The sequence below is a fragment of the Janthinobacterium sp. 64 genome (genome assembly GCF_002813325.1).
GTDB lineage: Bacteria > Pseudomonadota > Gammaproteobacteria > Burkholderiales > Burkholderiaceae_D > Janthinobacterium.
This window is the reverse complement of sequence record NZ_PHUG01000001.1, coordinates 230,600-257,233: the sequence shown is the minus strand read 5'-3', so window position 1 is coordinate 257,233 and position 26,634 is coordinate 230,600. Positions and strand designations below refer to the sequence as shown.

At 65.7% G+C, this 26,634-nt stretch carries 16 protein-coding genes; 7 read left to right on the top strand and 9 right to left on the bottom strand.

The window, feature by feature from the left end:
* The first annotated feature begins 363 nt into the window (after positions 1-363).
* Positions 364-1,242 (top strand): serine hydrolase, encoded by an 879-nt coding sequence (locus CLU91_RS01120; protein ID WP_035826880.1) that lies wholly within the window; start codon positions 364-366, stop codon positions 1,240-1,242.
* Here CLU91_RS01120 and CLU91_RS01115 read toward each other — a convergent pair whose 3' ends face one another.
* Positions 1,243-2,175, bottom strand: a complete 933-nt coding sequence (locus tag CLU91_RS01115; protein ID WP_100872613.1) for a DMT family transporter — start codon at positions 2,173-2,175, stop codon at positions 1,243-1,245.
* A 109-nt stretch (positions 2,176-2,284) separates the two neighbouring features.
* Between CLU91_RS01115 and CLU91_RS01110 the strand changes: the two genes are divergently transcribed.
* Positions 2,285-3,184: a LysR family transcriptional regulator gene (locus tag CLU91_RS01110; RefSeq protein ID WP_100872612.1), complete on the top strand. Its 900-nt coding sequence runs from the start codon at positions 2,285-2,287 to the stop codon at positions 3,182-3,184.
* A 7-nt stretch (positions 3,185-3,191) separates the two neighbouring features.
* On the opposite strand, the gene CLU91_RS01105 is transcribed toward CLU91_RS01110, so the two are convergent.
* Positions 3,192-5,117, bottom strand: coding sequence for a methyl-accepting chemotaxis protein (locus tag CLU91_RS01105; RefSeq protein ID WP_100872611.1), 1,926 nt, complete (start codon positions 5,115-5,117; stop codon positions 3,192-3,194).
* Between the two features lie 199 nt (positions 5,118-5,316).
* On the opposite strand from CLU91_RS01105, the gene CLU91_RS01100 reads away from it, so the two are divergent.
* The gene (locus CLU91_RS01100; protein ID WP_100872610.1) at positions 5,317-5,979 is read left to right on the top strand and encodes a thiol:disulfide interchange protein DsbA/DsbL; all 663 of its coding nucleotides are present in this window, start codon (positions 5,317-5,319) and stop codon (positions 5,977-5,979) included.
* A gap of 1 nt (position 5,980) precedes the next feature.
* Here CLU91_RS01100 and recD read toward each other — a convergent pair whose 3' ends face one another.
* The 5 genes from recD to CLU91_RS01075 form a co-directional block, all read right to left on the bottom strand.
* Complete coding sequence (recD, locus tag CLU91_RS01095) at positions 5,981-7,948, bottom strand: exodeoxyribonuclease V subunit alpha (protein WP_100872609.1); 1,968 nt, start codon at positions 7,946-7,948, stop codon at positions 5,981-5,983.
* Complete coding sequence (recB, locus tag CLU91_RS01090) at positions 7,945-11,601, bottom strand: exodeoxyribonuclease V subunit beta (protein WP_100872608.1); 3,657 nt, start codon at positions 11,599-11,601, stop codon at positions 7,945-7,947. The genes recD and recB overlap by 4 nt, the downstream gene beginning before the upstream one ends.
* The gene (gene recC / locus CLU91_RS01085; RefSeq protein WP_100872607.1) at positions 11,598-15,017 is read right to left on the bottom strand and encodes an exodeoxyribonuclease V subunit gamma; all 3,420 of its coding nucleotides are present in this window, start codon (positions 15,015-15,017) and stop codon (positions 11,598-11,600) included. The genes recB and recC overlap by 4 nt, the downstream gene beginning before the upstream one ends.
* Before the next feature lie 85 nt (positions 15,018-15,102).
* Entirely contained in the window at positions 15,103-18,150 is a 3,048-nt protein-coding gene (locus CLU91_RS01080; protein WP_100872606.1) for a CHASE domain-containing protein, read from the bottom strand.
* Between the two features lie 142 nt (positions 18,151-18,292).
* A complete protein-coding gene (locus CLU91_RS01075) occupies positions 18,293-19,183 on the bottom strand; it encodes a LysR family transcriptional regulator (protein WP_100872605.1) in 891 nt (296 codons plus the stop codon).
* A gap of 108 nt (positions 19,184-19,291) precedes the next feature.
* Here CLU91_RS01075 and CLU91_RS01070 point away from each other — a divergent pair, with 108 nt between their 5' ends.
* Positions 19,292-20,272: a cyclase family protein gene (locus CLU91_RS01070; protein WP_100872604.1), complete on the top strand. Its 981-nt coding sequence runs from the start codon at positions 19,292-19,294 to the stop codon at positions 20,270-20,272.
* A 12-nt stretch (positions 20,273-20,284) separates the two neighbouring features.
* Here the strand turns inward: CLU91_RS01070 and cobA are convergent, their stop codons facing one another.
* Both cobA and CLU91_RS01060 read right to left on the bottom strand, forming a co-directional pair.
* Entirely contained in the window at positions 20,285-21,055 is a 771-nt protein-coding gene (cobA, locus tag CLU91_RS01065) for a uroporphyrinogen-III C-methyltransferase (protein ID WP_100876523.1), read from the bottom strand.
* A gap of 14 nt (positions 21,056-21,069) precedes the next feature.
* On the bottom strand, positions 21,070-22,248 hold the full coding sequence (locus CLU91_RS01060) for a CmpA/NrtA family ABC transporter substrate-binding protein (protein WP_100872603.1): 1,179 nt from the start codon (positions 22,246-22,248) through the stop codon (positions 21,070-21,072).
* 244 nt (positions 22,249-22,492) lie between these two features.
* On the opposite strand from CLU91_RS01060, the gene CLU91_RS01055 reads away from it, so the two are divergent.
* The 3 genes from CLU91_RS01055 (at position 22,493) to CLU91_RS01045 (ending at position 26,629) form a co-directional block, all read left to right on the top strand.
* A complete protein-coding gene (locus CLU91_RS01055) occupies positions 22,493-23,011 on the top strand; it encodes a sigma-70 family RNA polymerase sigma factor (protein ID WP_100872602.1) in 519 nt (172 codons plus the stop codon).
* Entirely contained in the window at positions 23,008-24,012 is a 1,005-nt protein-coding gene (locus CLU91_RS01050) for a FecR domain-containing protein (RefSeq protein WP_100872601.1), read from the top strand. The genes CLU91_RS01055 and CLU91_RS01050 overlap by 4 nt, the downstream gene beginning before the upstream one ends.
* Before the next feature lie 94 nt (positions 24,013-24,106).
* Positions 24,107-26,629, top strand: a complete 2,523-nt coding sequence (locus tag CLU91_RS01045; protein ID WP_100872600.1) for a TonB-dependent siderophore receptor — start codon at positions 24,107-24,109, stop codon at positions 26,627-26,629.
* Positions 26,630-26,634 lie beyond the last annotated feature (5 nt).

The window sequence follows — 26,634 nt, the reverse complement described above, 5'->3', positions numbered from 1 at the left end:
AGGTACAGGGCATAGCGCGGGGCGACGAAGCACGAAGCGGCAGGCATCAACGACGAAGCGCGCGGCGCCTGCCGGGCCATGGCTGCCAATCTTGCTGAAATAATACGAAGTTTCCAGGGTGAAATCAATAATTGCACAACAGTTTTCACTACGGCAAGAATAGCCCCATTTATTTGCCAAATTGGCCGCAACGCCGCCTGTTGCGGGCTTGTGCCGTAGACATCGCTTGATCTTTAATGGTATTGTTTAAGCTTGGCAAATATTGCCTCCGAGATACACGCCGCGTCCCCGCGCGGCCCCGTTCCGGATTTGCGCGCAGCGCCCTTGATGGCGCCCCAAAACTGCTTTCCCACATACAATCCCATGCTCAAAAAAATGTTCGCCGCGGTGCTGATGACGCTTTCGACAGCGGCCATCGCCGTGCCCTTCGGTTCCCAGTCGATCCTGGTGGTCGAAGACGGCACAGGCAAAGTCTTGCTTGAAAAGAATTCCAACGTGGTGGTGCCCATCGCCTCGCTGACCAAACTCATGACGGCCATGGTCGTGCTCGACTCCAAGGCGAATATGCAGGAAGAGATCAGCATCGACCGCGAAGACGTCGACACCTTGAAGCACAGCACTTCGCGCGTGCCCGTGGGCGCCACCCTGAGCCGCCACGACGTGCTGCAACTGGCGCTGATGTCGTCCGACAACCGCGCCGCCGCCTCGCTGGCGCGCACCTTCCCCGGCGGCCCGACGGCGTTTGCCGTGGCCGTCAACGCCAAGATCAAGGCCCTGGGCATGCGCCAGACCGTGATCGAAGAGCCGACGGGCTTGTCGCCGAACAACCAGTCGACGGCGGCGGACCTCGTGAAAATGGCCGTGGCCGCCTCGCGCTACCCGGAAATCAGCCGCATCACCACCGATTCGAAGGACGTGATCCAGATCAAGGGCCGCGACGTGGAATACCACAACACGAACCGCCTGGTGGGCGCCAAGGGCTGGGATATCGGCCTGTCGAAGACGGGCTACACGAATGAAGCGGGCCGTTGCCTGATCATGCGCATCAAGTCGGCCGGCAAGTTCGCCACCATGATCCTGCTCAACGCGCGCGCCAATTCCGTGCGCGCCATGGACGCCGTCAACATCCGCCGCATGCTGGCGGCCGAGAACGGCATCGAAGAACCGAAAGTGATGCGCGCCTCGGTCAGCCGGCATAAAAAAGCGCCGGCGAAACCGAGTAAACGCCGCCGCGCCAAGTAACTATTTCGCTTGCCGGTTGGTCATGATGACGCCGGCAATCGTCACCGCGCCGCCCACCAGCATCGAAACCAGTACTGGTTCGCCCAACAGCGCTGCCGCCAGCACGATGCCGAACACGGGCACGAGGTTGTTGAACACGGCCGTGCGCGACGGGCCCAGCGCTTTCACGCCCTCGTAATACCAGACAAAGCCGATCACCGTGCCGAACACGCCCAAGTAGCCGATGGCGGCCCACACTTGCCAACCAAAGCTGTGCCATGGCACCGTGGGGAATTCCACGGCCGCCCCCACCAGCAAAAAGGCCAGGCCCCACATCGAGGCATACGTGGTGGCGGCGATCGGGCTCAGGCCCTTCAGCGCGACCCGGCCGATCAGGGTGTAGGCGGCCCAGCTGGAAATGCCGCAAAACATGAACACCTCGCCCATGCCGATGCCGCCGCCCGTGCCGTGCAGCACGCCGGCCAGGTCGCCGCGCGTGATGACGATGGCCGTGCCGCAAAACGCCAGCATGATGCCCAGCCACTTGAAGGAACCGAGCCGTTCGCGGAACAGCATGGCCGAGGCCAGCGCCGTGACGATGGGATTCAGGGCCACGAACAGGGCCGTGCGTCCGGCCGGCATGCGCGACAGGGCCGCCAGGAAGCACAGGTTGTACAGAAAGATGCCCGTCAGGCCCAGCGCGGCCGTCGTCATCAATTGCTTGCGGTCCAGGCGCGGCAAGCCGCCTTCGAGTTTCCATGCAAGTAGCACCAACAACAACACGGCTACGCCGAAGCGCCCGCTGGCAGCCGTCATCGGTGGCATCTGCTGCGCCAGCACGCGGCCGGCGATAAAGGTGCCGCCCCAGAACAGGGCGACGAAAATGAGTTTCAGATAAACGAGCGGCGATTGCACGGCAGGCAAGGCGGCGGAAGGGATGGCGGTGGTGCGCATGGAAAGTCCTATGATATCGCTTGTACAGCGGACGCTGCAGATATATATTAATACTAATATCAACTCATGAAATAATGAGCAAATACTCATATCACAGGAAAGCCACAGCATGACCTTCACGCAACTGGAAATTTTTACCCTGGTGGCCGAACTGCATGGCTTTTCCGCCGCCGCCGCGCAGCTGGGCATCAGCCAGTCGGCCGTCTCGCATGCCTTGAAAGCGCTGGAAAAAGAAATGGGCGTGGACCTGATCGTGCGCCACCAGGCCTCGGCCGAGCTGACCGACGTGGGCCGCCAGCTGCTGCTGCGTGCGCGCGAAATCCTCGGCTTGTCGGAAGCCATGCGCCAGGAAGCGGCCGATGTGCTGGGCCAGCGCCAGGGCAGCCTGCGCATCGGCTCCTTCGGCCCCACGTCATCATTGAATCTGCTGCCGGCCATCACGGCGCAATTCCGCCTGCGCTATCCGGGCATCACCCTGCGCATCGACGAAGGCGCCGACCATGAAGTGGTGCAATGGATACGCGAACGCAGGGTCGACGTCGGCTTCGTCGTGCTGCCCGACGAGCGTTTCGATACGGCGCCGCTGGTGGAAGACCAGATGATGGCGCTGGTGCCGCGCAGCCATGCACTGTCCGGCGAAAACTCCATCACCCTGGCGCAATTGTGCGAAGGGCCATTCATCATGTCCGAGGCGGGCTGCGCCTGCCTGATCGAGCCGCTGTTCGCCAACGCGGGCCTGCAGCCGCAGGTACCCTACCGCATCAGCCAGGTGATCACCATCCTCGACATGGTCAGCCGCGGCGACGGCCTGTCCATCGTCGCCGAACTGGCGCTGCCCCAGCGGCTGCGCGAGCAGTATCCGGAGCTGGTCGCCCTGCCGTTAAACCCGCCCGTCAGCCGCAAGGTGGGCCTGGCCGTGCGCGACCGGCGCCAGAACACGCCGGCCACCAACGCTTTTTTCGAGGTGGCGAAACAGATGGCGCCGACCCTGGCGCCCCGGCGCGCTTGAACGCTATTTAGAAAGTCTCCCACTCCTCGCTGCGCTCGGGCTTGACGGCAGCCGTCCTGGCCGGACTGCTGGCGAGGCGCGGCGCGATGGCTGCCCGCACCACGGGCCTGGCCGGCGGCTGCACGGCAGCCGGCCCGTCATCGAGCTTGAACACGCCCACCACCTGCGCCAGCGTGCCGGCCTGGTCTTGCAGGCTTTCCGCCGCAGCCGCTGCCTCTTCCACCAGGGCCGCATTCTGCTGCGTCACCTGGTCCATTTGCGCAATCGCCTGGTTCACCTGCTCGATGCCGGCACTCTGCTCGACGCTGGCGGCCGTGATCTCGCCCATGATGTCGGTCACGCGGCGCACGCTGTCGACGATTTCCTGCATCGTCAAGCCGGCCTCGTCGACCAGACGCGCGCCCGAGTCCACCTTGCCCACCGAATCGTCGATCAGCAGCTTGATTTCCTTCGCCGCGCCAGCGGAGCGTTGCGCCAGGCTGCGCACCTCTGTTGCCACCACGGCAAAGCCTCGTCCCTGCTCGCCCGCGCGCGCCGCTTCCACGGCCGCATTGAGCGCGAGGATATTCGTCTGGAAAGCGATGCCGTCGATGACGCTGATGATGTCGACGATCTTTTTCGACGAATCGTTGATCGAGGCCATGGTCTCGACCACCTGCGCCACCACCTGCCCGCCCTTGCTGGCCACGCCGGACGCCGATTGCGCCATCTGGTTGGCCTGGCGCGCATTGTCCGCGTTCTGCTTGACGGTGGAAGTCAGCTCCTCCATCGAGGCGGCCGTTTCTTCCAGCGAGCTGGCTTGCTGTTCCGTGCGCGATGACAGGTCCTGGTTGCCGGCGGCGATTTCCATTGATGACACCTTGACCGATTCGCTGGCCGTGCGGATTTTCACCAGCACGGCGGCGATCTTGTCGATGAAGCGGTTGAAGGCGCCGGCGATCTGCGCCAGTTCATCCACGCCGGAAGCGTCGAGGCGGAGAGTCAGGTCGCCTTCGCCGGAAGCGATATCGTCGAGCGCATCGCGCACCAGTTCCAGGCGCTTGAGCATCTTGAACACCAGCAGCGACAGCAGCACCGCCGCCGCGCCGGCCAGCAGCACGGCCGTGACGGTGGCCGTCGTCAGCATCGTCTGCAAGGCTTGCATGGCTTCCTGCTGGTCCAGCACCACGGCCAGCAGCCAGTCGGTGCCGGCCACGCGCGTGACGTACAGCTTGCCGTCGCGGTCATTCAGTCGCACGGCCTCGCTGGTGCGCGCGCTTTCCAGGCGGTTGATCTGCGCGGCCGACAGCGCCGCATCGATTTTGCCCACCGGCTGCAGGCTCAGGTCCTTGTTCGCGTGGGCGATGATGGTGCCGCTCTGGTCGACGAGGAAGGCAAAGCTGTGCGGCGTCGGCTTGATCGCCACCACGTTGGCGATCACCGTATCGAGCAGCACGTCGGCACCGGCCACGCCCACCAATGCCTCTTTCGGCCCGACGGGCGCCGTAAACGACACCACGAGTTTGTGGCTGGCCGCGTCCACGTACGGCGGCGTGAGCATCGGCACGCCCGCCTTGACGGTGTCCGTGTACCAGGCGCGCGCCGTGGGATCGAAATCGGCCGGGCGCCCCGGATGGGTAAACACGGAGCGCTTGTCCGCGTAGCCGATGAACACTTCCGCAAAATCGCCGGCCTTTTCCGCGATCTGGAAAGCGCGCAGCGGATCGGGCGTCTCGGCCGACATGACGACGGACGCCATGACCTTCTTCTTGCCGTCGACCCATTGCGCCAGCACGGCCGACTGGCTGTGCAGCAGCTGCTGCATCTGTTGATCCGACGACGCCAGCATGCTGTTGCGCGTGGTGACGTAATTGGCGACCGACAAGGCCAGCATGGACAGTACGACGATGGAAACGCAAATGAGCACCAGACGCGTGCGCAACGATGAAAACATGGTGTACTCCTCTGTGGTGATTTTTATGGTGTGAATCAGCGGCCTTGCCACGCACACTCTGCTGCCATTTTCACACAAAAATCGGAACATTATCATTCAATATTTGGAATAATTAACGTTTATTACATCAAAGCAACACCATCAGCCGTTGACGCTCTACAACGATTGCCTCATAGTCAATCTTTTCAAAGGAGCCCCCATGCGTTTGCACCACATCATCCTGGCCTGCGCCAGCTTCGCCGCCGCCAGCGTCTTCGCCTCGCCGCAAGCACCCGTGCAGGGCGCCGACTACCTGGTGCTGGCCACGCCGCAGCCCGTGCAAACGGCGCCGGGCAAAGTGGAAGTGATCGAATTTTTCATGTACCACTGCCCCGCCTGCAACGCGCTGGAGCCGAGCCTGGCGCGCTGGGTCAAGGACAATGCCGCCACGGTGTCGTTCCGCCGCATCCATTTGCCGCACATGCCGGCGAATGATCCGGAAGCGCATCTGTTCCTGACCCTGGAAGCGCTGAAGAAGGAAGAGGCGCTGCACGCGCAAGTCATGCACACCTGGCATGTGGAACGCAAGCGCCTGGCCAGCGACAAGGATAACCTCGACTGGGCGCTGAAAAATGGCCTGGACAAGGCCGCCTTCGAAGGCGCCTACCAGTCGTTTGGCGTGCAGACCAGGCTGAAGAACCTGCCGCGCCTTGCCGCCAGCTACCAGGTCGACAGTACGCCCACCCTGATCGTGGGCGGGCGTTATTTGACCAATCCATCGATGGTGGCCGGCGCCAATCCGGGCTTGCCGCGCCAGAGCGTCGATCAGGCGACCCTGCAAGTGGTGCAGGCGCTGGTGGCCAAGGCGAAGCTGGCGAAGTAACTCAGCCGATCAAGCCGCGCAGCCCGCTGGCGCGCTGCGTGCGACGCAGAATCGCGTCGAACAGCACGGCTTGCGTGGGCGAGACGAGGGTAAAGAAGTCGCGCGCCCGCGTGATGCCCGTGTAGACCAGTTCGCGCGCCAGCATGGCGCCGCCCTCCTGCGGCAGCACCAGCACCGTGTGGCGAAATTCCGAGCCCTGCGACTTGTGCACCGTCATGGCAAACGCCGTCTCCACGTGGCGCAAACGCGTGGCCAGCACGCTGCGCACGTTCTCGCCTTCCAGGAAGTACACGCGCAATGATCCCGGCCGCGCAGGGTCGCGCAGGGTCAGGCCGATGTCGCCATTGAACACGCCCGTGCCATAGTCGTTACGCGTGACCATCACGGGACGGCCCACATACCATTCGCTGCGGCGTATCAAGCCTTCCTTTTCCAGCCGCAGTTCGATGGCCGTGTTCAGGCCCGCCACGCCCCACTCGCCCTCGCGCACGGCGCACAGGATGCGGAATGCTTCAAAGGCATGCAGCACGGCGCGCACCCAGTCGTCATGCTGCGCGTACGCGGCCTCGCCGGCATTGACCAGTTGCAGATACGGCTGATAGCCGCCCGGTGCGTCGGCGCGTCCGCGCAAGGCCAGGCGCAGCACGTCTTCCTGCTGCGCCGGCACCGTCCACGCCAGCTGGCCGCCGCTGTCGCCGGCGAAGCAGGCCTTGGCCAGCTCGGGCCTGCCGCCATTCACGGCCAGCGCCAGCTCGCCGATCGGGCCGCTGAAACGGTGGCTGTGGCGCAGCATCACCGTCTGCTGCGCCAGCGCGCCGGCCGCACCGGCAGCACCGGCAAAGTCGGGCGGTATGGCCACGCCGCTGGCCGCCTGCGCATACGCGATGGTGGCGTCCGTGTAGCCGCCCGCCTGCGCGTCGTGACACAAGTCACCCAGCACGGCGCCCGCTTCCACGGACGCCAGTTGATCCTTGTCGCCGAGCAGTATCAATATCGCCGCCGGCGGCAAGGCGTCGAGCACGGACGCCATCATTTCCAGGTGCACCATCGACGCTTCATCGACGATCAGCACGTCGACGTCGAGCGGATTGCCAGCGTGGTGAGCAAAGGCGCGCGTATCGGGCCGCGCTCCCAGCAAACTATGCAGCGTGCGCGCCGCGCCCATGCGCCGCGCCAGTTCCAGCAGGGGCAACGCATCGCCCGCCTTGGCCGCCAAGCCTTCCAGGGCCTTGTCGATCGACTGCTTCAGCCGCGCGGCCGCCTTGCCCGTGGGCGCGGCCAGCGCGATGCGCAGTTGCTCCGGCTGCGGCGAGACGGCAAACAATAACGTCAACAGGCTCGCCACCGTGTACGTCTTGCCCGTCCCCGGGCCGCCCGTGATGATGGCCACCTTGCCGCGCAGGGCGACGGCGCACGCCACTTTTTGCCAGTCCGGACCACCGTCCTGCGTGGGCTGGTCGAACAGGATGTCGAGCCATTGCCGTACCTGCGCCAGCGGCGGATTGGTCAAATCCTGTGCGCGCGCGGCGATTTTTTCGCCCACCAAGCTCTCATCGCGCCAGTAGCGGCGCAAATACAGGCGGTCGCCATCGAGCACCAGCGGCTGTTTCACGTCGGGGGTATCCACCTGCCATACCTGCGGCGCGCCGGCCAGCAGCGCGCGCCAGCCAGCGACGCTGTCCGGCAGCGGGCCGGAAACGGCCAGCACGCCATGCCACAACTCCTCGCTCCAGCCCAGCAACTGCGACGGTTCGCCAGACAGGTCAGCGAGCATCAGACAGCTGTGGCCCCGCCCTTCCAGCTCGGACAGCACGACGCAGGCCACGGCCACGGCGGACGCATGCGGCGCCTGCTCGTCCAGGCTGGCGATGAAGCGGGCAAAGGCGGCGCTCAGGCGGCGCAGATGGCCCGCTTCGGCGACGCCGTCCACATGGATAAACAGGGCGTCCAGGGCCACGTCATGGTTCATGCTATTTCCACTTCTTCCGACAATAATTGATCGAGGCCGTCCAGCAGTTCCAGCTGCGGCGCCAGCCAGTAGCAGCCATGCGTGTCCGAATTCGCGATACCGCGCAGGAACAGGAAGATGGCGCCGCCCAGGTGTTCGGCCGGATCATACGCATCACCGAGCCGGCTTTTCAGCAGCCGGTGCAGGGCCAGCATGTAGATGGCACCCTGGATATCGTAGCGGTGTTGCGCCATGCCGGCCGCCAGTGCCTGCGTGTGGTAGGCGGCGTCGTTGGCGCCCAGCGCATTCGACTTGTAGTCGAGCACCCAATAGCGGCCATCTTGTTCGATGACCAGGTCGGCAAAGCCTTTCAGCATGCCGTGCAGCTGGCGCCGCGGCAGCACGGGACGCGGCGCGCCATCGAGCAGCAAGCGCGTGCACAGCTGATCGAGCGCCCCCGTCGACAAATGCTCGCTGGGGAACCAGAACTCCATCTCGGACAGGGTGCTGTCCAACTGCGACAGCGACGCATCGAGCAGCGGCAGCGGCGTGATGGCGATCTCGCGCAGCCAGGCGATGGCGTCTTCCTGGCGGTGGCCCCAGCCGGCCCGCTCGCAGCGCGCGGCCAGGCGGGTGTCAAAGTTTTCATCGTTGACGCAGTCAAACCCTTCGCCGCCCATCCATTCGAGCTGCTCGTGCAGGAAATTGCCGGGCACGGAACCGCGCGGAAAACGGTGCCACGGCGCGTCGCCCATGTGCAGCGGCGAGGCCACGGCGACCGCCGTGCCGTCTTCCAGCAAGGTCTCTTCCAGCGCCCGCTGCGGCACGTGCGCGGCTGCCACGGCGCCGATCTGGCGCGTCAGCGACGTGAAGCTGCCCACCGACCAGTCGCGTTCGAATTCGCCCGCGAACACGGGCGCGGGCCGCAACTCGGGACGCCGCTCGACGCGGTCCAGCACCGTGCAGGCATCGGGCTGCGCCAAAGAACCCACGTAGATGGCGTCGCAACTGCCCGCCACCTGCTGCCAGCGCAGCAGCAGCTGCTCGAACGGCAGCTTGTCGCCGCCCGTCAGCAGATAGCCGAGCGCCGATTCGTGCAGGGTGTTCTCGCCCGCCTTGCGCGCCGCCTGCGCGGCCACGCCCAGCCACAAAAAGTGGCGCGCGCGCGTCAGCGCCACGTAAAGCAGGCGCAAGTCTTCCTCGATGCGCGCTTCTTCGACCGCCGCCATCGCTTCGTCGGACAGCGACAGGTCGAGGCGGCGTTCGCCATTCTCCCCCGCATACTCGAAGAAGCTGCGGTTGCGTTTATCCACCTTGCGCGCCGTCACGGCAAACGGCAGATACACGAGCGGGTATTCGAGTCCTTTCGACTTGTGCACAGTGATGACTTTCACCAGCTCCGCATCGCTTTCCAGGCGCAGCACGCGCTCGTCGCCGCCCTCGCCTTCGCCGGCGATCTGCTCGGCCAGCCAGCGTATCAGCGCCTGCTCGCCATCGAGCTGGCGGCTGGCCGATTGCAGCAGTTCGGCCAGGTGCAGCAGATTCGTCAGCCGCCGCTCGCCGCCCGTCTGCTGCAGCAGCATGGCGGGCAACTGCAGTTCGTGGATGAAGCGGCGCAGCATGGCCAGCACGCCCTGGCGCTGCCAGATCAGGTGCAGGGTCTTCAGTTGCTCGACCCTGCGCTCCCATTCCAGTTCATCGCTCGACAGGCGCGCCAGCTCGCCCAGCGACAGGCCGATGGTACGCGTGGCAAACGCGGCGCGCGCCAGCCCCCCATCGAGCGGGTTGGCCAGCGCCGCCAGCCAGCGCAGCACGTCTTGCGCTTCCTCGCTGTCGACGACGGAATCCTTGTCGGACAGGTAGACACTGGCGACCCGGCGGCGCGCCAGCGCGCGGCGGATGGCCGCCGCTTCCTTGCGGTCGCGCACGAGGATGGCGACATCGGCCGGCTGCAGGCGCGTAAAACCGTCCGGGCCAGTAAAACCAGCTTGCGCATCGCCCAGCATGGCGACGATATGTTCGGCGCAGTGCTGTGCGAAATATTCGCGGTAGCTGTCGCCGCGCAATCCTTCATCGCTGGCGCAGGCGGCCAGCAGCGCCGGCAGCGGACCACCGGCGTTCACCAGGTGCTCGGAGCGGCCCTTGGCGTCGACGGCCTCGAACGGCAGCGGATTCTCGCCGTTTTTGCGGTAGCGGAAGGCACCAGCCGGCACTTCGGCGCGTTCGGCGTGCAGGAACAGCTGGTTGACGGCGGCCACCAGCGGCGCCGTGGAACGGTAGTTGGTGCCCAGCTGGTAGTGGCGTCCCGTGGTAGCGCGGCGTGCCGCCAGGTAGCTCTGGATATCGGCGCCGCGAAAGCCGTAGATCGACTGCTTCGGGTCGCCGATCAGGAACAGGCCCAGGGCCGGATCGTTGTCGGCGATGCGGTACAGAGAATTGAAGATCTGGTACTGGCTTGGCGCCGTATCCTGGAATTCATCGACCATTGCCAATGGATACTGGTCGACGATGCGCTGGCGCAGGGCCGCGCCATTTTCGCCCGCCAGCGCGTCGTGCAGGCGCTGCAGCATGTCGGCAAAGCCGAACTGGCGCGACTGGCGTTTTAACTGGTCCATGCGCCGCGCGATGGCCGCCGCCGCATGCAGGTGCAGCTTGTGCGCCAGCGGCGTGATACCCGCCAGGGCGATCCCCAGCGCCTCCGTATGCGCGAAGCATTCGGGTACTTGCGCCGTGAAACTCTTGGCAAACGCATCCTCGATGCCAAACGGCGTCAAGCGTTCCCACGCCTTGGCCGTGATGGCCGGCAGCAGCAACAGCGGATCCTGCGCCCAGCGGCGCAAGCCATCGAACCACTTCGCCAGGTTCTCCGGCTTCATCTTGACGCCGTTAAAACACTTGGGATTGGCAGCACGGTGATCGTTGATCCACACGGCCATCTGGTCCACGCGCTCGACCCAGCCCGCCTTCAGTGTGGCCAGCTGCGCGGCCAGCGCCCGCTGTTCGCGCGCGATCAGCATGGATAACGGTTCTTCGTCGGCCATGCCCATGATGTCGGCGCGGCGCGCCAGCTCGCGCGCGCCTTTCTTCAGCGCCCCCACGTCGGGCCAGCAGGCCAGCAGCACGTCGAGCGCCTGCGGCGGCAAAGGGTAGACTTGCTGGCGCCAGTAATCGTGGGCCGCATCCTCGAACAGGGCTTGCTCGTCGCTGACCAGTTCTTCATCGAACAGGCTGCCGCTGTCGAATGCATGCTCGCGCAGCATGCGCTGGCACCACGCGTCGATGGTGAAAATGGCCGCTTCATCCATCGTCTCGGCGGCCAGCATCAGCCGGTGCGCGGCCTTTTGCCGTTCGCTCTCGTCGGGATAGGACTCGAGCAAGGCATCGAGAAATGGGTCGCTGCCGCCGGATTCGTGGCGGAAATAAGCAGCGGCCTCGATCAGGCGCTCGCGCACGCGGTTCGACAATTCGCGCGTGGCGGCGCGGGTAAACGTCATCACCAAAATGTCGGCCGGCAGCAGCGGACGCGTAAAACGGCTGTCGTCGTCGCCGTGACCAAGTACTAGGCGCACGTACAGCGCGGCGATGGTCCAGGTTTTACCGGTGCCGGCCGACGCCTCGATCAGGCGCGAGCCGTGCAGCGGGAACGCCAGGGGGTTGAGCAGATGGCTCGTCATTGTTCTTCTCCCGCGCCATCATCGGGCGCGCTGATCGGGTCTATCGTAATGTGCTGCTGCAGCCAGTCGGCCAGCGGGCCATACAGCTCGCGCGTGCAGTCTTCCCACGCTTCCTCCGCGGCCAGCGCGGAAAACTCGGGCCACAGGCGCGCCAGGCACAGCTCTTCGCGCTCGCCGGACAGTTCAAAACCGCCATCGTAGACGGCGCGCGGGTCGCCCTGCTGCACCAGCGCCAGGCCCGTCTTGCACGCCGTCGGCAGCGGATGGTTCATGCCTTCGCGCCACAGCGCCAGCAAGGTGGCCAGCGCCTCGCGCGACGTGGCCGGATCGAGCGGCGCCATGCTGACGATGGCGTCGCGCGCCACCAGGTAGCCGGTGACGGGAAAGCCGAGGGCGGCGGCGGCCAGCTGGCGCAGCCACATCAGCATCAGCTTGTCGCCGCGCGCCAGGCCGCCCTTGTCCGTCACCTTCGAGGAAATCTGCATCAGCCAGGCCGTGTCCGTCCCGTTGCTGCACAATTTGTCGAGCCAGTCGTCGATCTGCAGCTCGCCGAACGGCAAGTTGATGGCGCGCTTGTCGGCCGTGTACGGGAACGAGGCGCGCAGCGACAACCACGCGCTGCGCACGGGCACCAGCGCCTCGACCAGCTGCGCCTGTACTTGCCGGCCGATCAGGCCGATGGGCAGCACGCCTTCGCGCGCCAGCTTTTCCGCGCGCGCTTGCAGGCTGGCGCGCACGTCGTCCAAGGCTTCCACGGCGCCGCCGTCGTCGAGCATGGTGTCTTCCAGCAGATAGCGTTCGAGCGCATTCAGGCCGAACGGCTCTTCATCCTCGCCCAGCATGGCCGCATCGGCAAAATACACGCTCAGGCGGCAGCGGAAAAAGTATTTGACGGGCTGGCGCAAAAAGCTGGCCAGCTCGCCCAGCTTCAGACGCGTGCCGGGATCGAGCTCGTAAGGGCCCAGCGGCAGCACGGCGGCCTGCGCATCGGCATCGGTATGGACTACGCGCCATTCGCGCGCATAGGTCAGCAAACCGTCGGCCTCGAAATAGCGGCGGCTGAACGGCTGCAGCGCGTGCTCGGTCGTCAAGGACGCCAGGTGGCGGTCCAGCGACCAGCCTGCGGCCAGGTAATCGCGCAGCTGCGACACGAGCACGGACGGCGGCTGCTCGGAATTGTCGCGCACATTGCGCCCCACCCAGCTCACGTACAGTTTGTCGCGCGCGGCCAGCAAGGCTTCGAGCATCAGGTAGCGGTCGTCGTCGCGGCGCGAGCGGTCGCCCGGGCGCGCCATGCCGGGCAATGCCAGCAAGTCGAAATCGGCCTTTTGCGCGCGGCGCGGGAAGTCGCCATCGTTCATGCCCAGCAGGCACACGACGCGGAACGGCACGGCGCGCATCGGCATCAAGGTGCAGAAGGTGACGCCGCCGGAGACGAATTGATGGTTCAGGGTCGGCTCGTCGAGCGCGCCCAGCCACGCCACGCGCAGCACGGACAGCGGCACCTGCTCGACAAAACCCGCGTGTTCGCAGGTTTCCAGCCAGCCCTGCAAGGCGCCTTCCAGCTGCGCCAGGGTCAGGCGGTCGCCTTCGTCATCGGCATCAAAGAAGGCGGCCAGCAGCGCGCGCGCCTGCGCGCCCCATTCGGCTGGCGTGTGCGCGTTGGCCAGCACGCTGCGCCAGTGCAGCAGCGCCTCGACCAGCTGCGCCAGCGAGCCCGCCAGCGCCGCATCGAGGCCGCCCACTTCCGCATACGGCTCGATGCCGCCAAAGCTGGCGCCACCGCCGCTGGCATAGCCGAGCAGCATGCGCCGCACGCCGAAGATCCACGCATTCTGTTCGCCGGCCGCGCCCAGTCCCAGACCGGCGCGGTGTTGCTGGTCCAGGCCCCAGCGCACGCCGGCCCCTTCGATCCACGCGCCCAGGGTAGCCAGGTCGTCCGGCTGCAGGCCAAAGCGGGCAGCCAGCGCGGGCACGTCGAGCAGGTCGCGCACTTCGCTCTGGCGGCAGCGCTGCTGCGGCAGCTGCAGCAGCCACTCGAGCGCGACGAGCAGCGGGTTGACGCTGCGGTCCTTCACGTCGCCGATCTCGAACGGAATGAAGCGTTCGTCGTGGCGCCGGTACTGGCCGAAGACGGCGTGGATGGCGGCCGTAAACGTGTCGATGTCGGGCACCATCACCACCACGTCGCGCGGACGCAAACCCGTCTCGGCGCTGTGCGCGAACATGGCCAGCAGCTGGTCGTGCAGCACTTCCACTTCGCGCTGCACGCTGTGCGCCACGTGAAATTCGATCGAGCGGTCGCCGGCCTCGGGCGGCGTTTGTGCGTGTTCGGCCAGCGGACGCAGTTCGCGGATGGCCACCTGCACCTGCTGCAGCAGGGTCCCGCCCGTTTCTTCGCCAAACAGGTCGATGCGCAGGCTGTCGTCGCGCCCTTCCGCTTGCGCGTGTTCGTCGAATTCGTCGAGCATGCGGATGAAGTCGCGTCCTTGCCTGCCCCAGCTGGCCAGCAGCGGATGGCTGTGCGCATGCAGTTCTTCCAGCGGAATCCCGGCCAGGTCGGTGCCGTTGCGCTGGCGCTGGCGCTTGTTTTGCGCGCGCAGCAAGTCGCGCCCGTCGATGATGTCGCCCCAGTAGAACTGGCATGGATTCGGCACGGCCAGCACCACCTGCGTGTGGCGCGCCAGTGCGGCCAGCGCCTGCAAGGTCTGGTATGGCAGGGCCGACACGCCGAACAGCACCACCCGGCGCGGCAGCTTGCCGGCAGGCGCATCGCCGGCGGCGATCGCCGCCAGGAAGGCGTCGTGGATATCGGCGCGGCCCGTGTCGCGCTCGAAGGCCTCGACGTCGGCCGCCACGGCGCGCCACAACTGCGCCTGCCAGCGCTGGTCGTCCTTCAACACGATGGCTTCGCCACGTGCCGTGCGCAACTGGTCGCGCCCCGCCGCCCAGTCGGCCAGCCAGTCGGCGCGGTAGACCTGGTACTGGTCGAACAAATCGGCCAGGCGCTCGGCCAGCTGCAGCCGGCGTTCGCAATCGCCATCGGCCAGGAAGTAGCGCAGCGGTGCAAACACCGGGTCGGCCAGCAGTGACGGCAACAGACGCATCAAGCGCCACGTCAGCGGCGATTTATCGAACGGCGACACGCGCGGGACTCTGTCGCGCCCCAGCATGCCGCGGTAGCTTTCCCACAGCAGGCGCGCCGGCAGGGCGATGCGCGTGGCGGCGCAGACCCCCATCTCCTCGGCCAAAGCGATCTTCAGCCATTCGGCCACGCCGTTCGACTGCACCAGAAAGATATCCGTTTCCAGCGGCGCCAGCGGATGCTGGCGCAGCCACTGGAAGACGGCGGCGCGCAGCTGTTCCAGCTGGTTGCCATGCAGGATGAGAAGGCCGGGCGTGACGGGAGTATGCATGCTGATCCGATGGGTTGCCGCATCCCCTGCCCTTTGGCCGGGGATGCGATACACGTATAAACGCGTATTATCGCCGCTGCCTGCGTCAGGGGGCGTCGCTGACGGCAAATTCCATGGAAATTTGTTCCGCCACCTGCGCCAGCGCCGGCCTCAGGGCCGTCAGCAAAGCGCGCGCCTGCTGCAGGTCGCCGCCCAGGCGCAATCCTTCGAGCGACATGCACAGGCTGGCGAAGGCATGCGCACCCACGGCCAGCGCCGACGATTTGCTGCGGTGTCCCAGGTCGGCCAGGCGCCCCAGGTCTTCCAGCGCCATGGCCTGCTCCATTTCGGCGATGCCGTCGCGCGCCGTGTCGAGAAACAGCTGGGTGTACTTGCGCATCTTCGCGGCGTCATTGCTGAACGTGAGCGCCAGGGTGGCCAGGTCGAGGATGTCCGTGCTACGCAACTCCGGCGCGGCGGCCGATGGCGGCGCTTTCGGCAGCACCGCCAGCCTGTCGCCCACGCGCGCATGGCCAAGGCTGCCGATGCCGCCGATGCCGCCGCGCAGGCGAAACCATTTCGCCAGCAGGTGAAACAGCAGATTGGGGGCGATCGGCTTGGTCACGAATTCATCCATGCCGGCCGCCAGGCAGCGGGCGCGGTCTTCGCTGCCCGCATTGGCCGTCATGGCGATCACCAGCAGGCCGCTCAGTCTGGGGTCGGCGCGGATGCGGCGCGTCGCTTCGAAGCCGTCCATCTCCGGCATCTGCACGTCCATCAGCACGCAGTCGTAGCGCTGGTGGGACAGCAATTCCAGCGCTTCGCGGCCATTGCTGGCGATGCAGACGGTGGCGCCGGCGTCTTCCAGCAATTCGCAGCCCACCTGCTGGCTGAAGACGTTATCTTCCACCAGCAGGATGGAGGCGCCACGGATCACGCCCATGACTTCGGGCTCGACTTCGGCGATGCGCTCATCGCCCGCTTGCGCGCTTTTCTCCAGGCGCGCCGTGAACCAGAAGGTGCTGCCCTGGCCCGGCTGGCTGTACACGCCCACCTTGCCGCCCATGAGTTCAACGAGCTGCTTGCTGATCACCAGCCCCAGGCCGCTGCCGCCATACTTGCGCGTGGTCGAGGGGTCGGCCTGGTGGAAGGAGCGGAACAGCTGCGCCACCTCTTCCTGCTTCATGCCGATGCCCCGGTCCTGCACCTCGAAGCGCAGCATGGCGTGGCTGCCGCGTTCCTCCGACTGGCGCACGCGCACGTAGATGCTGCCATTGTCGGAAAACTTGATGGCGTTGCTGGTCAGGTTCAGCAAGACCTGCTCCAGGCGCAGCGGATCGCCGCGCCAGCGCTGCGGCAGCTCGGGCGCGATATCGAATTGCAGCGCCAGGCCCTTGACGACGGCCGCATCGCCGAGCTGGCTGGCGATATTCGCCAGCAGGGTGTCGAGACGGAAGTCCAGCACTTCCAGCTCCAGCTTGCCCGCTTCGATCTTGGAAAAATCGAGGATGTCGTTGATCAGGCCCAGCAAATGCTGACCCGAATGGAAGATTTTTTGCAGATAATCGCGCTGGCGCGCATCGGCCACCGATTTCAGCGCCAGGTGCGCCATGCCGATGATGCTGTTCATCGGCGTGCGGATTTCATGGCTCATGTTCGACAGGAAGTCGCTCTTGGCCTGGCTGGCCGCGTCGGCCTGCTCCTTCAGGCGGTGCAGTTCCGTCACGTCGGTGGACAGGCCGATCAGGCCCGTGACGGGACCGGGCAAGCCCAGCGGCACCTTCACGCTCCACAGGTGATGCACCTGCCCTTGCGCATCGACGAAGCGCTCTTCGCCGACGAACTTGGCGCCGCTGTCGAACACCTGGCGTTCGGTCAGCTGCGCGGCGGCGGCCGCATCGCCGAGCATCAACTCGCCATCCTGGCGGCCGATCAGCTGCTCCGCCGAGCGGCCCAGTATCTTCGCCGTGCGCGCATTCACGTAGCGGTAGCGCAGGTCGGCATCCTTCATGTAGACGTAGGCATCGACGCTGTCGAGCACCGTATCGAGCAGGGCGCGCTGCGCCACCGCGTTGCGGCGCGAACGGTACAGGGTAAAGATGTAGCCATAAATGAGCAGGGTGCCGGCCACGCCGACGGCCAGCGCCAGCCACGGGAAATAGCGGTCAAAGGGGCTGTACAGGTCCGCCTTGCGCACGCGGAAATGGGCTTTCCATACGCCCCCCTGATACGCCACCGGCAGCACCTGGTCGAAATAGCCCGCATCGCTGCCCGGTTGCGGCGGCGCCGCCGCCAGGTCGGCGTCATCGTTGAACAGCAGCCGGTCCTGCGGCGCGATGCGCAGCACGCCTTGGGCCGGCAGCGGGTCGGCCGCGCCGTACAGAGTCAGGCGCAGCGGTTCCAGGACGCTGCGTTCGAGCGCGCTGTGCACCAGCTGCGCCACGCCAAAGCCTATGCCCACGGACCCCTGGTAGGCGGCGCGGCGCTCGGCCACGCTGCCTTGCGGCATGCCATTGCGGTACACGGGCAGGCGCATGCCCAGGCCCACATGCGCGGGCGGTCCCTTGATCATGATCACCTGCCCCGAGGCGCTGACTTCGCCGCTGTCGCGCGCCTGCGCCAGGGCTTGCGCCACCAGCGGGTTGGCGCCGATATCGACGCCCACGCGTTCGGCCAGCAGCGAATCGGGCTCCAGATAAGTGAGCACCGTGTATTCGGGCCGCTCGCCGGGCGGGCGGATGCTGAAAGCGGGATAGCCCCGCGGCGCCAGGCTGGTGTCTTTGCGCACGGCCTCGATGAAGGCGGCGCGCTGCGCCGACGGGACGGCCACCGCGTAGTTGACCGATTCGATGGCGGGGAACTGGCGCGCGATATCGAGGCCGGCTACGTAATCGTGGAACTGGCGGCGCGTCAGGTGCTCGCTGGTGCGAAACAGCGCTTCGAGGCCGCGCAGCAGGTCGGAATAGCTTTTTACGCGCGTGGCCAGGCTATGCTGGGCAGCGTGCGTGAGGTTGTCGAAACGCTGTTCGGCGTCGTCATTGACCGTGCGCACCGCGCCCGCATACAAGGCACCGCCCACCGCCAGGGCCAGCAGCAGGCCGCCTGCCCAGATTCTGATGCCTGATCCCGCCCCGCCCTTGCTCAAAGTGTGCATTGTCGATCGCTTATTCCGGTTTCCTCGAATGTGCGGCGCCGCACCGCCCAGCAAGTACGAGGATACTATCAAAGCCCCTGCCCGACGCATCCGGATATGAAAAAAAGCGCGTCCGATGGTTGCCCTGGAAAACACCGGCTGTTCAAGCTTCCCGCAGCGCCCCGGCCAGGAAGTCGCAGAAGGCGCGCACCTTTTCCTGCACGTGGCGTCCATCGGGCGTCAAGGCATACACGCCGCGCCTGGCCATGCCATGCAACGGCAGCACGCGCACCAGGGCGCCGCTGGCCAGCAGCGGCGCGGCGACGAACGACGGCAGCGCGCCCACGCCGATGCCCGCCACCAGCATGTCAGCCAGCAGCAGGCTGCTGTCGGCGGAAAAGCGCACGGGTAGCACGATGCTGCTCGCCCCTTCCGGGCCGGCCAGCTGCCAGACGCCGGGACTGTCGGCCAGCCGGTATGCCAGGCAGTCGTGGCCGTGCAGATCCTGCGCCTGGCCGGGCGTGCCGCGCCGCGCCAGGTAGGCGGGCGATGCGCAGATCATCTGCTCGACGTCGCCCAGGCGGCGCGCCACCAGGGTCGAATCGGCCAGCGTGGCGCGGATGCGCAGGGACACGTCATAGCCCTCGCCCACCACGTCGCGCAGGCGGTCGTCCAGGGTCATCTCGATGCTGACTTCCGGATGGCGGGCCATGAAGACCGGCAGCAGGGGCGACAGCACTTTCAGGCCAAACGACAGCGGCGCATTCACGCGCAGCCGCCCCGCCACCTTGCCGGCGCAGCCGCGCGTGGCCAGTTCCAGCGCGTCGATTTCATCGAGCAGGCGGCAGCATTCAAGATAGTAGGCACGCCCGCCGTCAGACAAGCTCATGCGCCGCGTCGTGCGCACCAGCAGCACGGTGCCCAGATGCGCCTCCAGCTGGCGCACCTGCTTGCTGATGGCCGCCGCCGACTGGTTCAAGTCCAGCGCTGCCTTGCTGAAGCTGTCGCGCTCGACCACCTTGCGAAACACGCGCATGTGCGCCAGGACATCCATCATTCTTTCCTTCCAGTTGAATATCTTATTATTTTATCGCTGATTATCATTGAATCTGAAAACAATATGATGACGGCTTCTTCATTCATGTCAAGCAAGGAGCACCCCATGTTCAAACCATCCGCCGCCCTGACTGCCCTGCTGCTGGCCCTGCTCGGAGGGACAGTGCAGGCCGCCCTGCCCGAAGTGGGCATCAGCCCCTGGGGCCCGAAAGACGAGATCGGCCGCCTGAACCTGATGACGGCGGCCTCGCGCGCCGCCATCCTGGCCCGTATCGACGGCGGCAAGAGCTATGACCTGGCCGTCGATTTCTATATCGGCATGCCCAGCTGGCAAGCGGCCGGCGATCCACCCTACCAGATGTGGATGACGCACACGCCGAAGGGCAACGTGGTGGCCGATTCCATGCACGTGGGCGAACAGATGAACCGCCACGTCAGTTACACGGGCTCGGCCGTGTCCATGTATGCGCACATGGGCACGCATATCGACGCGCTCAACCACTTCGGCCTGAACGGCAAGATCTGGAACGGCTTTACGGAAGAGCAACATCTGGGCGACCGGGGCTGGAGCGTGACGGGCGCGGAAAAGCTGCCGCCGATCGTGGCGCGCGGCGTGCTGATCGACGTGGCCGTGGCCAAGGGTCTCCAGCAGCTGCCCGACAATTACCGGGTCACGCGGCAAGACTTGCGCGCGGCGCTGGCGCAGCAGAAGATCACGCTGGAACAGGGCGACGTGGTGCTGATACGCACGGGCCGCATGCAGCACTATGAGCAGGCGCAAGCCTATATGGCGAATCCGCCCGGCCTGTCGCTCGATGCGGCGAAATTCCTCGTGGAAGATGGCGGCGCCATGGTGGTGGGCGCGGACAACCTCAGTTTCGAGGCGTTTCCGTCCGAAGTGGCGAACAATTACCTGCCCGTGCACACCTATCTGCTGGCGCAGCAGGGCACGCCCATCCTGGAACTGGTTGACCTGGAAGGTTTGTCGCGCGACAAGGTGTACCAGTTTGCCTTCATCGGCGCCTCCTTGAAATTCCGTGGCGGCGACGCGGCGCCCATCCGCCCCGTGGCCCTGCCGATCCGCTAGGCGCCGGCAGGCTCAGACGCAGGCGGCCAGCAAAGCGCCGGCACCATGGTCATCCCAGGCATCGGCGCAGCGCACTACCTCGCCCACGACGATGATGCTGGGACTGCCCAGGCCGCTGGTTTGCAAGTCATCGGGCAAGGCGTGCAAAGTGCTCAGCATCTGGCGCTGGGCCGGCAAGCTGGCCGATTGCACCACGGCCACGGGCATGCCGGGCGCCATGCCGCCGGCCAGCAAGCCCGCCTGGATGGCAGCCACCCTGGCCACGCCCATGTAGATGACCAGGGTCAGGCCGCTTTGCGCCAATGCCGCCCAGTTCGGCTCCGAGGCGCCATCCTTGCCATGGCCCGTGACGAAGATCGCGCCCTGGCTCCAGCTGCGGTGCGTCAGCGGCACGCCGATGGCCGTTGGTGCGGCCAGGCCGCTGCTGATGCCCGGTATCACCTCGACAGCCACGCCGTGGCTGCGCAAATAGGCGCGTTCCTCGCCGCCGCGCCCGAACAGATACGGGTCGCCCCCTTTCAGGCGCACCACATGCTGGCCGGCACGCGCTTCGGCCAGCATCAGGCGCTCGATGAACGCTTGCGGCGTGGACGCGCAGCCACCGCGCTTGCCCACCTCGACCACGCGCACGCCTTGTGCCGCATGCGCGAGGATGGCCGGGTTGACGAGGTCGTCGATCAGCACCACGTCGGCCCGCGCGATGGCCTTCACAGCTTTTAATGTCAACAGGTCCGGGTCGCCGGGACCGGCGCCGACCAGGGTCACGCTTCCAAGTTGCGCCATGATGAACTCTCCCATTAAAAAAAGTGGCCGATGGCAAACGAGGCCGCGTACGCTTCCGGTGCGCTGCCGTCCCATACGACGCCGTCACACAGGGTCGAGCTGCGCATGGGCGCCTTGGGTAGGGGCGTGGCCGTCATTTCCGCCGCCTGGCGGTACAGGTCGATGCGGTTGACCTGGCGCGCCACGGCCAGGTAATCGGGCTCGTCGCGCAGCAAGCCCCAGCGCCGGTGCTGGGTCATGAACCACATGCCGTCAGACAGATACGGGAAATTCACGGCGCCATCGCCATAAAATTTCAAACCGTGCGCCTCGTCCCAGGTCTTGCCCAGGCCATCCTGATAATGGCCGAGGATGCGCGGCGCCAGCATTTCCTGCGGTGTATTCAAATAAGCGGGCTCGGCCAGGGTAGCCGCCATGGCCAGCCGGTTGGCGTCGCTGGCGTCGATCCAGCGGCCCGCCTCGAGCACGGCGGCGATCAGGGCGCGGCAGCTGTTCGGATGCTGCTGCGCAAACGCGGCGCTGGTGCCCAGCACCTTGCCCGGATGGTCGGGCCAGATGGCGCCGCTGCTGGCGGCCGTCACGCCCACGCCATCGACGATGGCCTTGTAGCCCCACGGTTCGCCCGCGCAAAAGCCATCCATCTGTCCCGCGCGCAAGGCCGTCACCATCTGCGACGGCGGCACCGTCATCACGCGCGCGTCGCGCAGCGGATCGATGCCATGCGCGGCCAGCCAGTATTGCAGCAGCATCGCGTGGTTGCCGGTCGGGAAAGTATGCGCAAACGCAAACGGCCGCGCCGTGCCGCGCATGTGCCGCGCCAATGTCGGGCCATCGTGGGCGCCCTCGCGCGCCAGCGCCGCCGACACGGTGACGGCCTGGCCGCTGTGATTGAGGTTCATCAGCACGGCCAGGTCGCGCTGCTGCCCGCCGATGCCCATCTGCACGCCATACACGAGACCGTACAACACGTGGGCCGCATCGAGTTCGCCGCTGTTCAATTTGTCGCGCACGCCGGCCCACGACATCTCCCGGCTCAGTTCGATCTTGATGCCGTATTTTTCATCGAGGCCCAGCTTAGCCGCCATCACCAGCGAGGCGCAATCGGCCAGCGGCAGGTAGCCGATGCGTATCGTCTGTTTTTCCGGATGCATGGAGCGCATCACCTGGGCGCTTGCGCCCTTTCCCTCTGTCATACCCGCGTCCTTGCTTAACTGTGCGACATACCGCTGACCATTCCCTGCGCAAACCGCGCCCCTGTGCTTTAGTCAGCAAGAGCCGTGCCAGACGCGCGGCTTAAATATGCACCAAAAACGTGCCGTGGCTGGCCGGAACGGTTGACCAAGCCACTGCCTCATTGCACAAAGCACCCTTCCTCGTTAAAATGAGAACAATTCCCATTTAGATTCAAGACCTTTCCATTCGCGACCGTCACGCCCCATGCCCGCCCCGCTCCCCCTTTCCTCCCACCCTGTCGGCACGCTCTACAGCGCACACCTCGGCTGGCTGAAAGGCTGGCTGCGCACGCGCCTGGGCAATATGGGCGATGTCGCCGACCTGGCGCACGACACCTTCGTGCGCCTTCTGGTCGACCGCAATGCGCAAGCCATCCGCGAACCGCGCAGCTACCTGGCGACCATCGCCGGCAGAGTCGTGGTCGATCATTACCGCCGCCGCGCACTGGAACAGGCTTACCTGGCAACCTTGGCGCAATGGCCGCAAGCACAGGAACTGTCGTGCGAGGCGCGCGCCATCGTGCTGGAAACCCTGCACGAGATCAATGCACTGCTCGACGGCCTGGGCGCGAAAGTCAGGCAAGTCTTTATCCTGTCGCAATTCGAGGGCCTCAGCTATGCCTGCATTGCGCAGGAGCTTGGCATCAGCCTGCGCAGCGTGAACAACTACATGGCGAAGGCCGTGCTGCAAGTATGCCTGCTGCAAGCGGCGCTCGAAGCATGAGCGCGGGCGCCCTGTCGGGCATGGAGTTGCGCGCGTTGCGCGCGGCCGCCGGCTGGTATGCGCGCCTGTGCTCAGGCCACGTCACGCCGCAAGACCGGTTGCGCTGGCAGCGCTGGCGCGACGCACACCCCGCCCACGGCGCCGCCTGGCAACGCATCGAAACGATGCAGCGGCAACTGGGCAGCGTGCCCGGCGGCTTGGCCGCGCCAGCCTTGCAGGCTGCGGCGCAAACCGGGCTTGCGCAGCTATCGCGCCGCGGCGTGCTGCGCGGCACCCTGGCCGTGCTGGGTGCCAGCGGCCTCGCATGGCATGGCTGGCGCCAGCCCGCCGCGCGGGAATGGCGGCTGGCCATGCTGGCCGACATATCCACGGCGACGGGCGAACAGCGTCGCCTGCTCTTGCCCGACGGCTCGCGCCTCGTGCTCAATACGGATAGCGCCGTGGACCTGGCCTATGACGAGGCGCAGCGCCGCCTGCTGTTGCGCAGGGGTGAAATTTTCATCGGCACGGTCGCCGATCCCCACCTGGCCATCGGCCATGGCGCCCGGCCTTTCCTGGTCGATACGCCACATGGCCGCATCCGCGCGCTGGGTACGCGCTTCCTCGTGCGCAGCGATCATGCGGGCACGCTGGTCACCGTACTGGAAAAGGCCGTGGAAGTGCGCAGCGGACAGCAGCGCCCCATGCTGGTGCAAGCGGAGCAGCAATTGCGCATCGGCGCCGATGGCGCCATGCAAGGCCCCACACCGGCCGCATTCGGCGCAGGCGCGTGGCAGGACGGCAGTTTATTGGTTGACAACATGCCGCTGTCTCGCTTGCTGGCTGAACTGGGACGCTACCGTCGGGGCGTGCTGCAATGCGATCCGCGCGTGGCCGACCTGCGCATATCGGGCAACTTCCCGCTGGCAGATAGCGACCGCGCCCTGCAAGTGCTGGCCAACGGCTTCCCGCTGCACATCGTGATGCACACGCGTTTCTGGGTACGCGTGCTGCCCGCCTGAAAAATATTTTCCCAAAGCGTGCACTTTTTTTGCCGCTGATCCGACCTCCTTCCTGCAAGCGTCCTGAAAGACGCGCTAACCCTGAAGGAATTCCATGACCGCCGCACCATATATCGCGCGCCGCACCGCCGTCGCCCACGCTGTACGCACCGTCCTGCTGGCCATGCTGGCCACCGCGCCGTTACTCACGCCGGCCGTCGCGTCTGCAGACGCCACCAGCACCGCCCGCAACGTCGACATTCCCGCCGGGCCACTGGGCGCCACCATCAGCCGCTATGCCAGCACGGCCGGTATCGCCATCGCCTTCGATGCCGCGCAACTGGCAGGCCTGAGTTCGCCTGGCTTGCGCGGCAACTACACCGTCGGCCAGGCTTATGCGCAATTGCTGCAAGGGAGCGGCTGGGAAGCGGAGCAACGCGGCGACGGTAATTATGTGCTGCGCAAGACGGCGGCTGCGCCGCAGGCGATGGAAATCAGCATGCGTGAAGTCCGCGTGACGGGTCGGCGCGATGGCGAAACAGAAGGCACGGCTTCGTATACCACGCCTGTCATTACCATAGGCAAGACGGCCCAATCCTTGCGCGAACATCCGCAAACCGTCTCCGTGCTGACGCGCCAGCGCCTCGACGACCAGCATATCAGCGACTTGAGCAAGGCAGCCGAACAAGCCGTCGGCATCACGGTACAGGACAATACTTTCCTGATACAGAAGCTGTATGCGCGTGGTTTTGAAATCAGCAGCTACCAGCTCGATGGCGGTGCCCCCATGGACACGGGATTTTCCGCCAGCATCGCGGCCGACCTGGCGGAATATGATCGCGTGGAAATCCTGCGCGGCGCGGCAGGTTTGCTGAACGGCACGGGCAACCCAGGCGGTGCCGTCAATCTCGTGCGCAAGATGCCTACTGCCGCGCCGCAGTTCAATGCCAGCGTAGCGGCCGGCAGCTGGAACAATTACCGCAGCGACTTCGATGCTTCCGGCCCGCTGGCGTTCGACGGCAAGTTGCGCGGACGCGTCGTCGTCGCCTATGAAAACCGAAAATACTTCACGGCCATCCGCGCGACGGAAAAGCCGCTCATCTATGGCGTACTGGAAGCCGATATCGCACCCGGTGCCGTGCTGGCCATCGGCGCTCGCGAACAGCGCACGCATGACCGGGGAACCTGGCCGGGCTTGCCCCGCTATAGTACGGGCGCCGAACTGCACTTGCCCCGCAACACGGGCGCGATGGCCGACTGGGCCGGCGTCGATTCCACCTCGAGAGAACTGTTTGCTAAGCTGACCTGGCGCCTGGCACAGCGCTGGACCCTGCGCGCGAATGCTGCGCAGATGCGCCAGGCCGGCGCCACGGACGATGGTTTCATCCAGGGCGCCATCGATCCGCAAACCATGACGGGCGGCCGCTGGCAAAGCGGCCACACGCAATACCATAACAAGCAACAACTACTCGATATCAACGTCAGCGGCGCCTTCGACTGGTTCGGCCGTACGCATGAAGTACTGGCCGGCATCGATGGCCAGAAAGTCACCAGCAGCTGGGTGGCCAGCTATCCGCTGGAAGGCAACGGCGCGCCGGGAGATTTGTTTCATCCAGGTAACACCCCCTTTCCCAAGCCGGTGTATGGTCCCATTGAACGCGACTATGATCCCTGGGGCCAGACCCAGTATGGCGCCTACGCCACCTTGCGCCTGGACGTGGCCGAGGGCAGCAAGCTGATCGCAGGCGCGCGGGTCAACCGCTACCGCTACCGCCAGCACTATCGCGAACTCGATACGGACACCGGCATCTGGGACACTTCAGGCTTGACGCAATACGCGGAACCGACCAAGGTCACCCCCTTCATCGGCTTCGTGCACGATATCAATCAAGAATGGTCGGCCTATGCCAGCCACGCGCAAATATTCAAGCCGCAAGCCGACTTCAAGGCTGGCCCCGCGCCGGGCACGGGCTTGCGCCCCATGCGCGGCGCAAATAGCGAACTGGGCCTGAAAGGGGAACTGTTGGGCGGCAAGCTCAATACGGCATTGGCCCTGTACCGCATCGTGCAGGATGGCCGGGCCGTCAACGATCCCCGCTATGAAGAACAGTCCGCCCTATTTTCCAGCAATTGCTGCTACCTCGCTTCCGGCAAGGTCGTCAGCCAGGGCGTGGAAATGGAAGTCAACGGTGAAGTGGCCGCTGGCGTGCAATTGTCCGGCGGCTATACCTACAACCACAACAGCAATGAAACAGACAAGGCCGTTTTCAGCACGATCACGCCCAGACATGCACTCAAGCTGTGGGGCAACTGGCAATTGCCGGGTGCCGCTTCCGCCTGGAAACTGGGCGCCGGTGCAACCATGCAGAGCAAGCAATACGCGCAAGGCACGGCTGCCAGCTGGAATGTGGCCACAGGCAAGTTCAACGGCCCTGCCGTGCCATTCCACTATACACAGGCAAGCTATGCCGTCTGGAATGCCATGGCGCAATACCGCATCGACCGCCACTGGAGCGCCAGCGTCAATATCAATAATGTCTTCGACAAGACCTATTACCGCACCATGGGCCGCTCCAGTAATGGCAATTTCTATGCAGAACCACGCAGCGCGGCGCTGATCTTGCGTGCCAGCTACTGACAGGC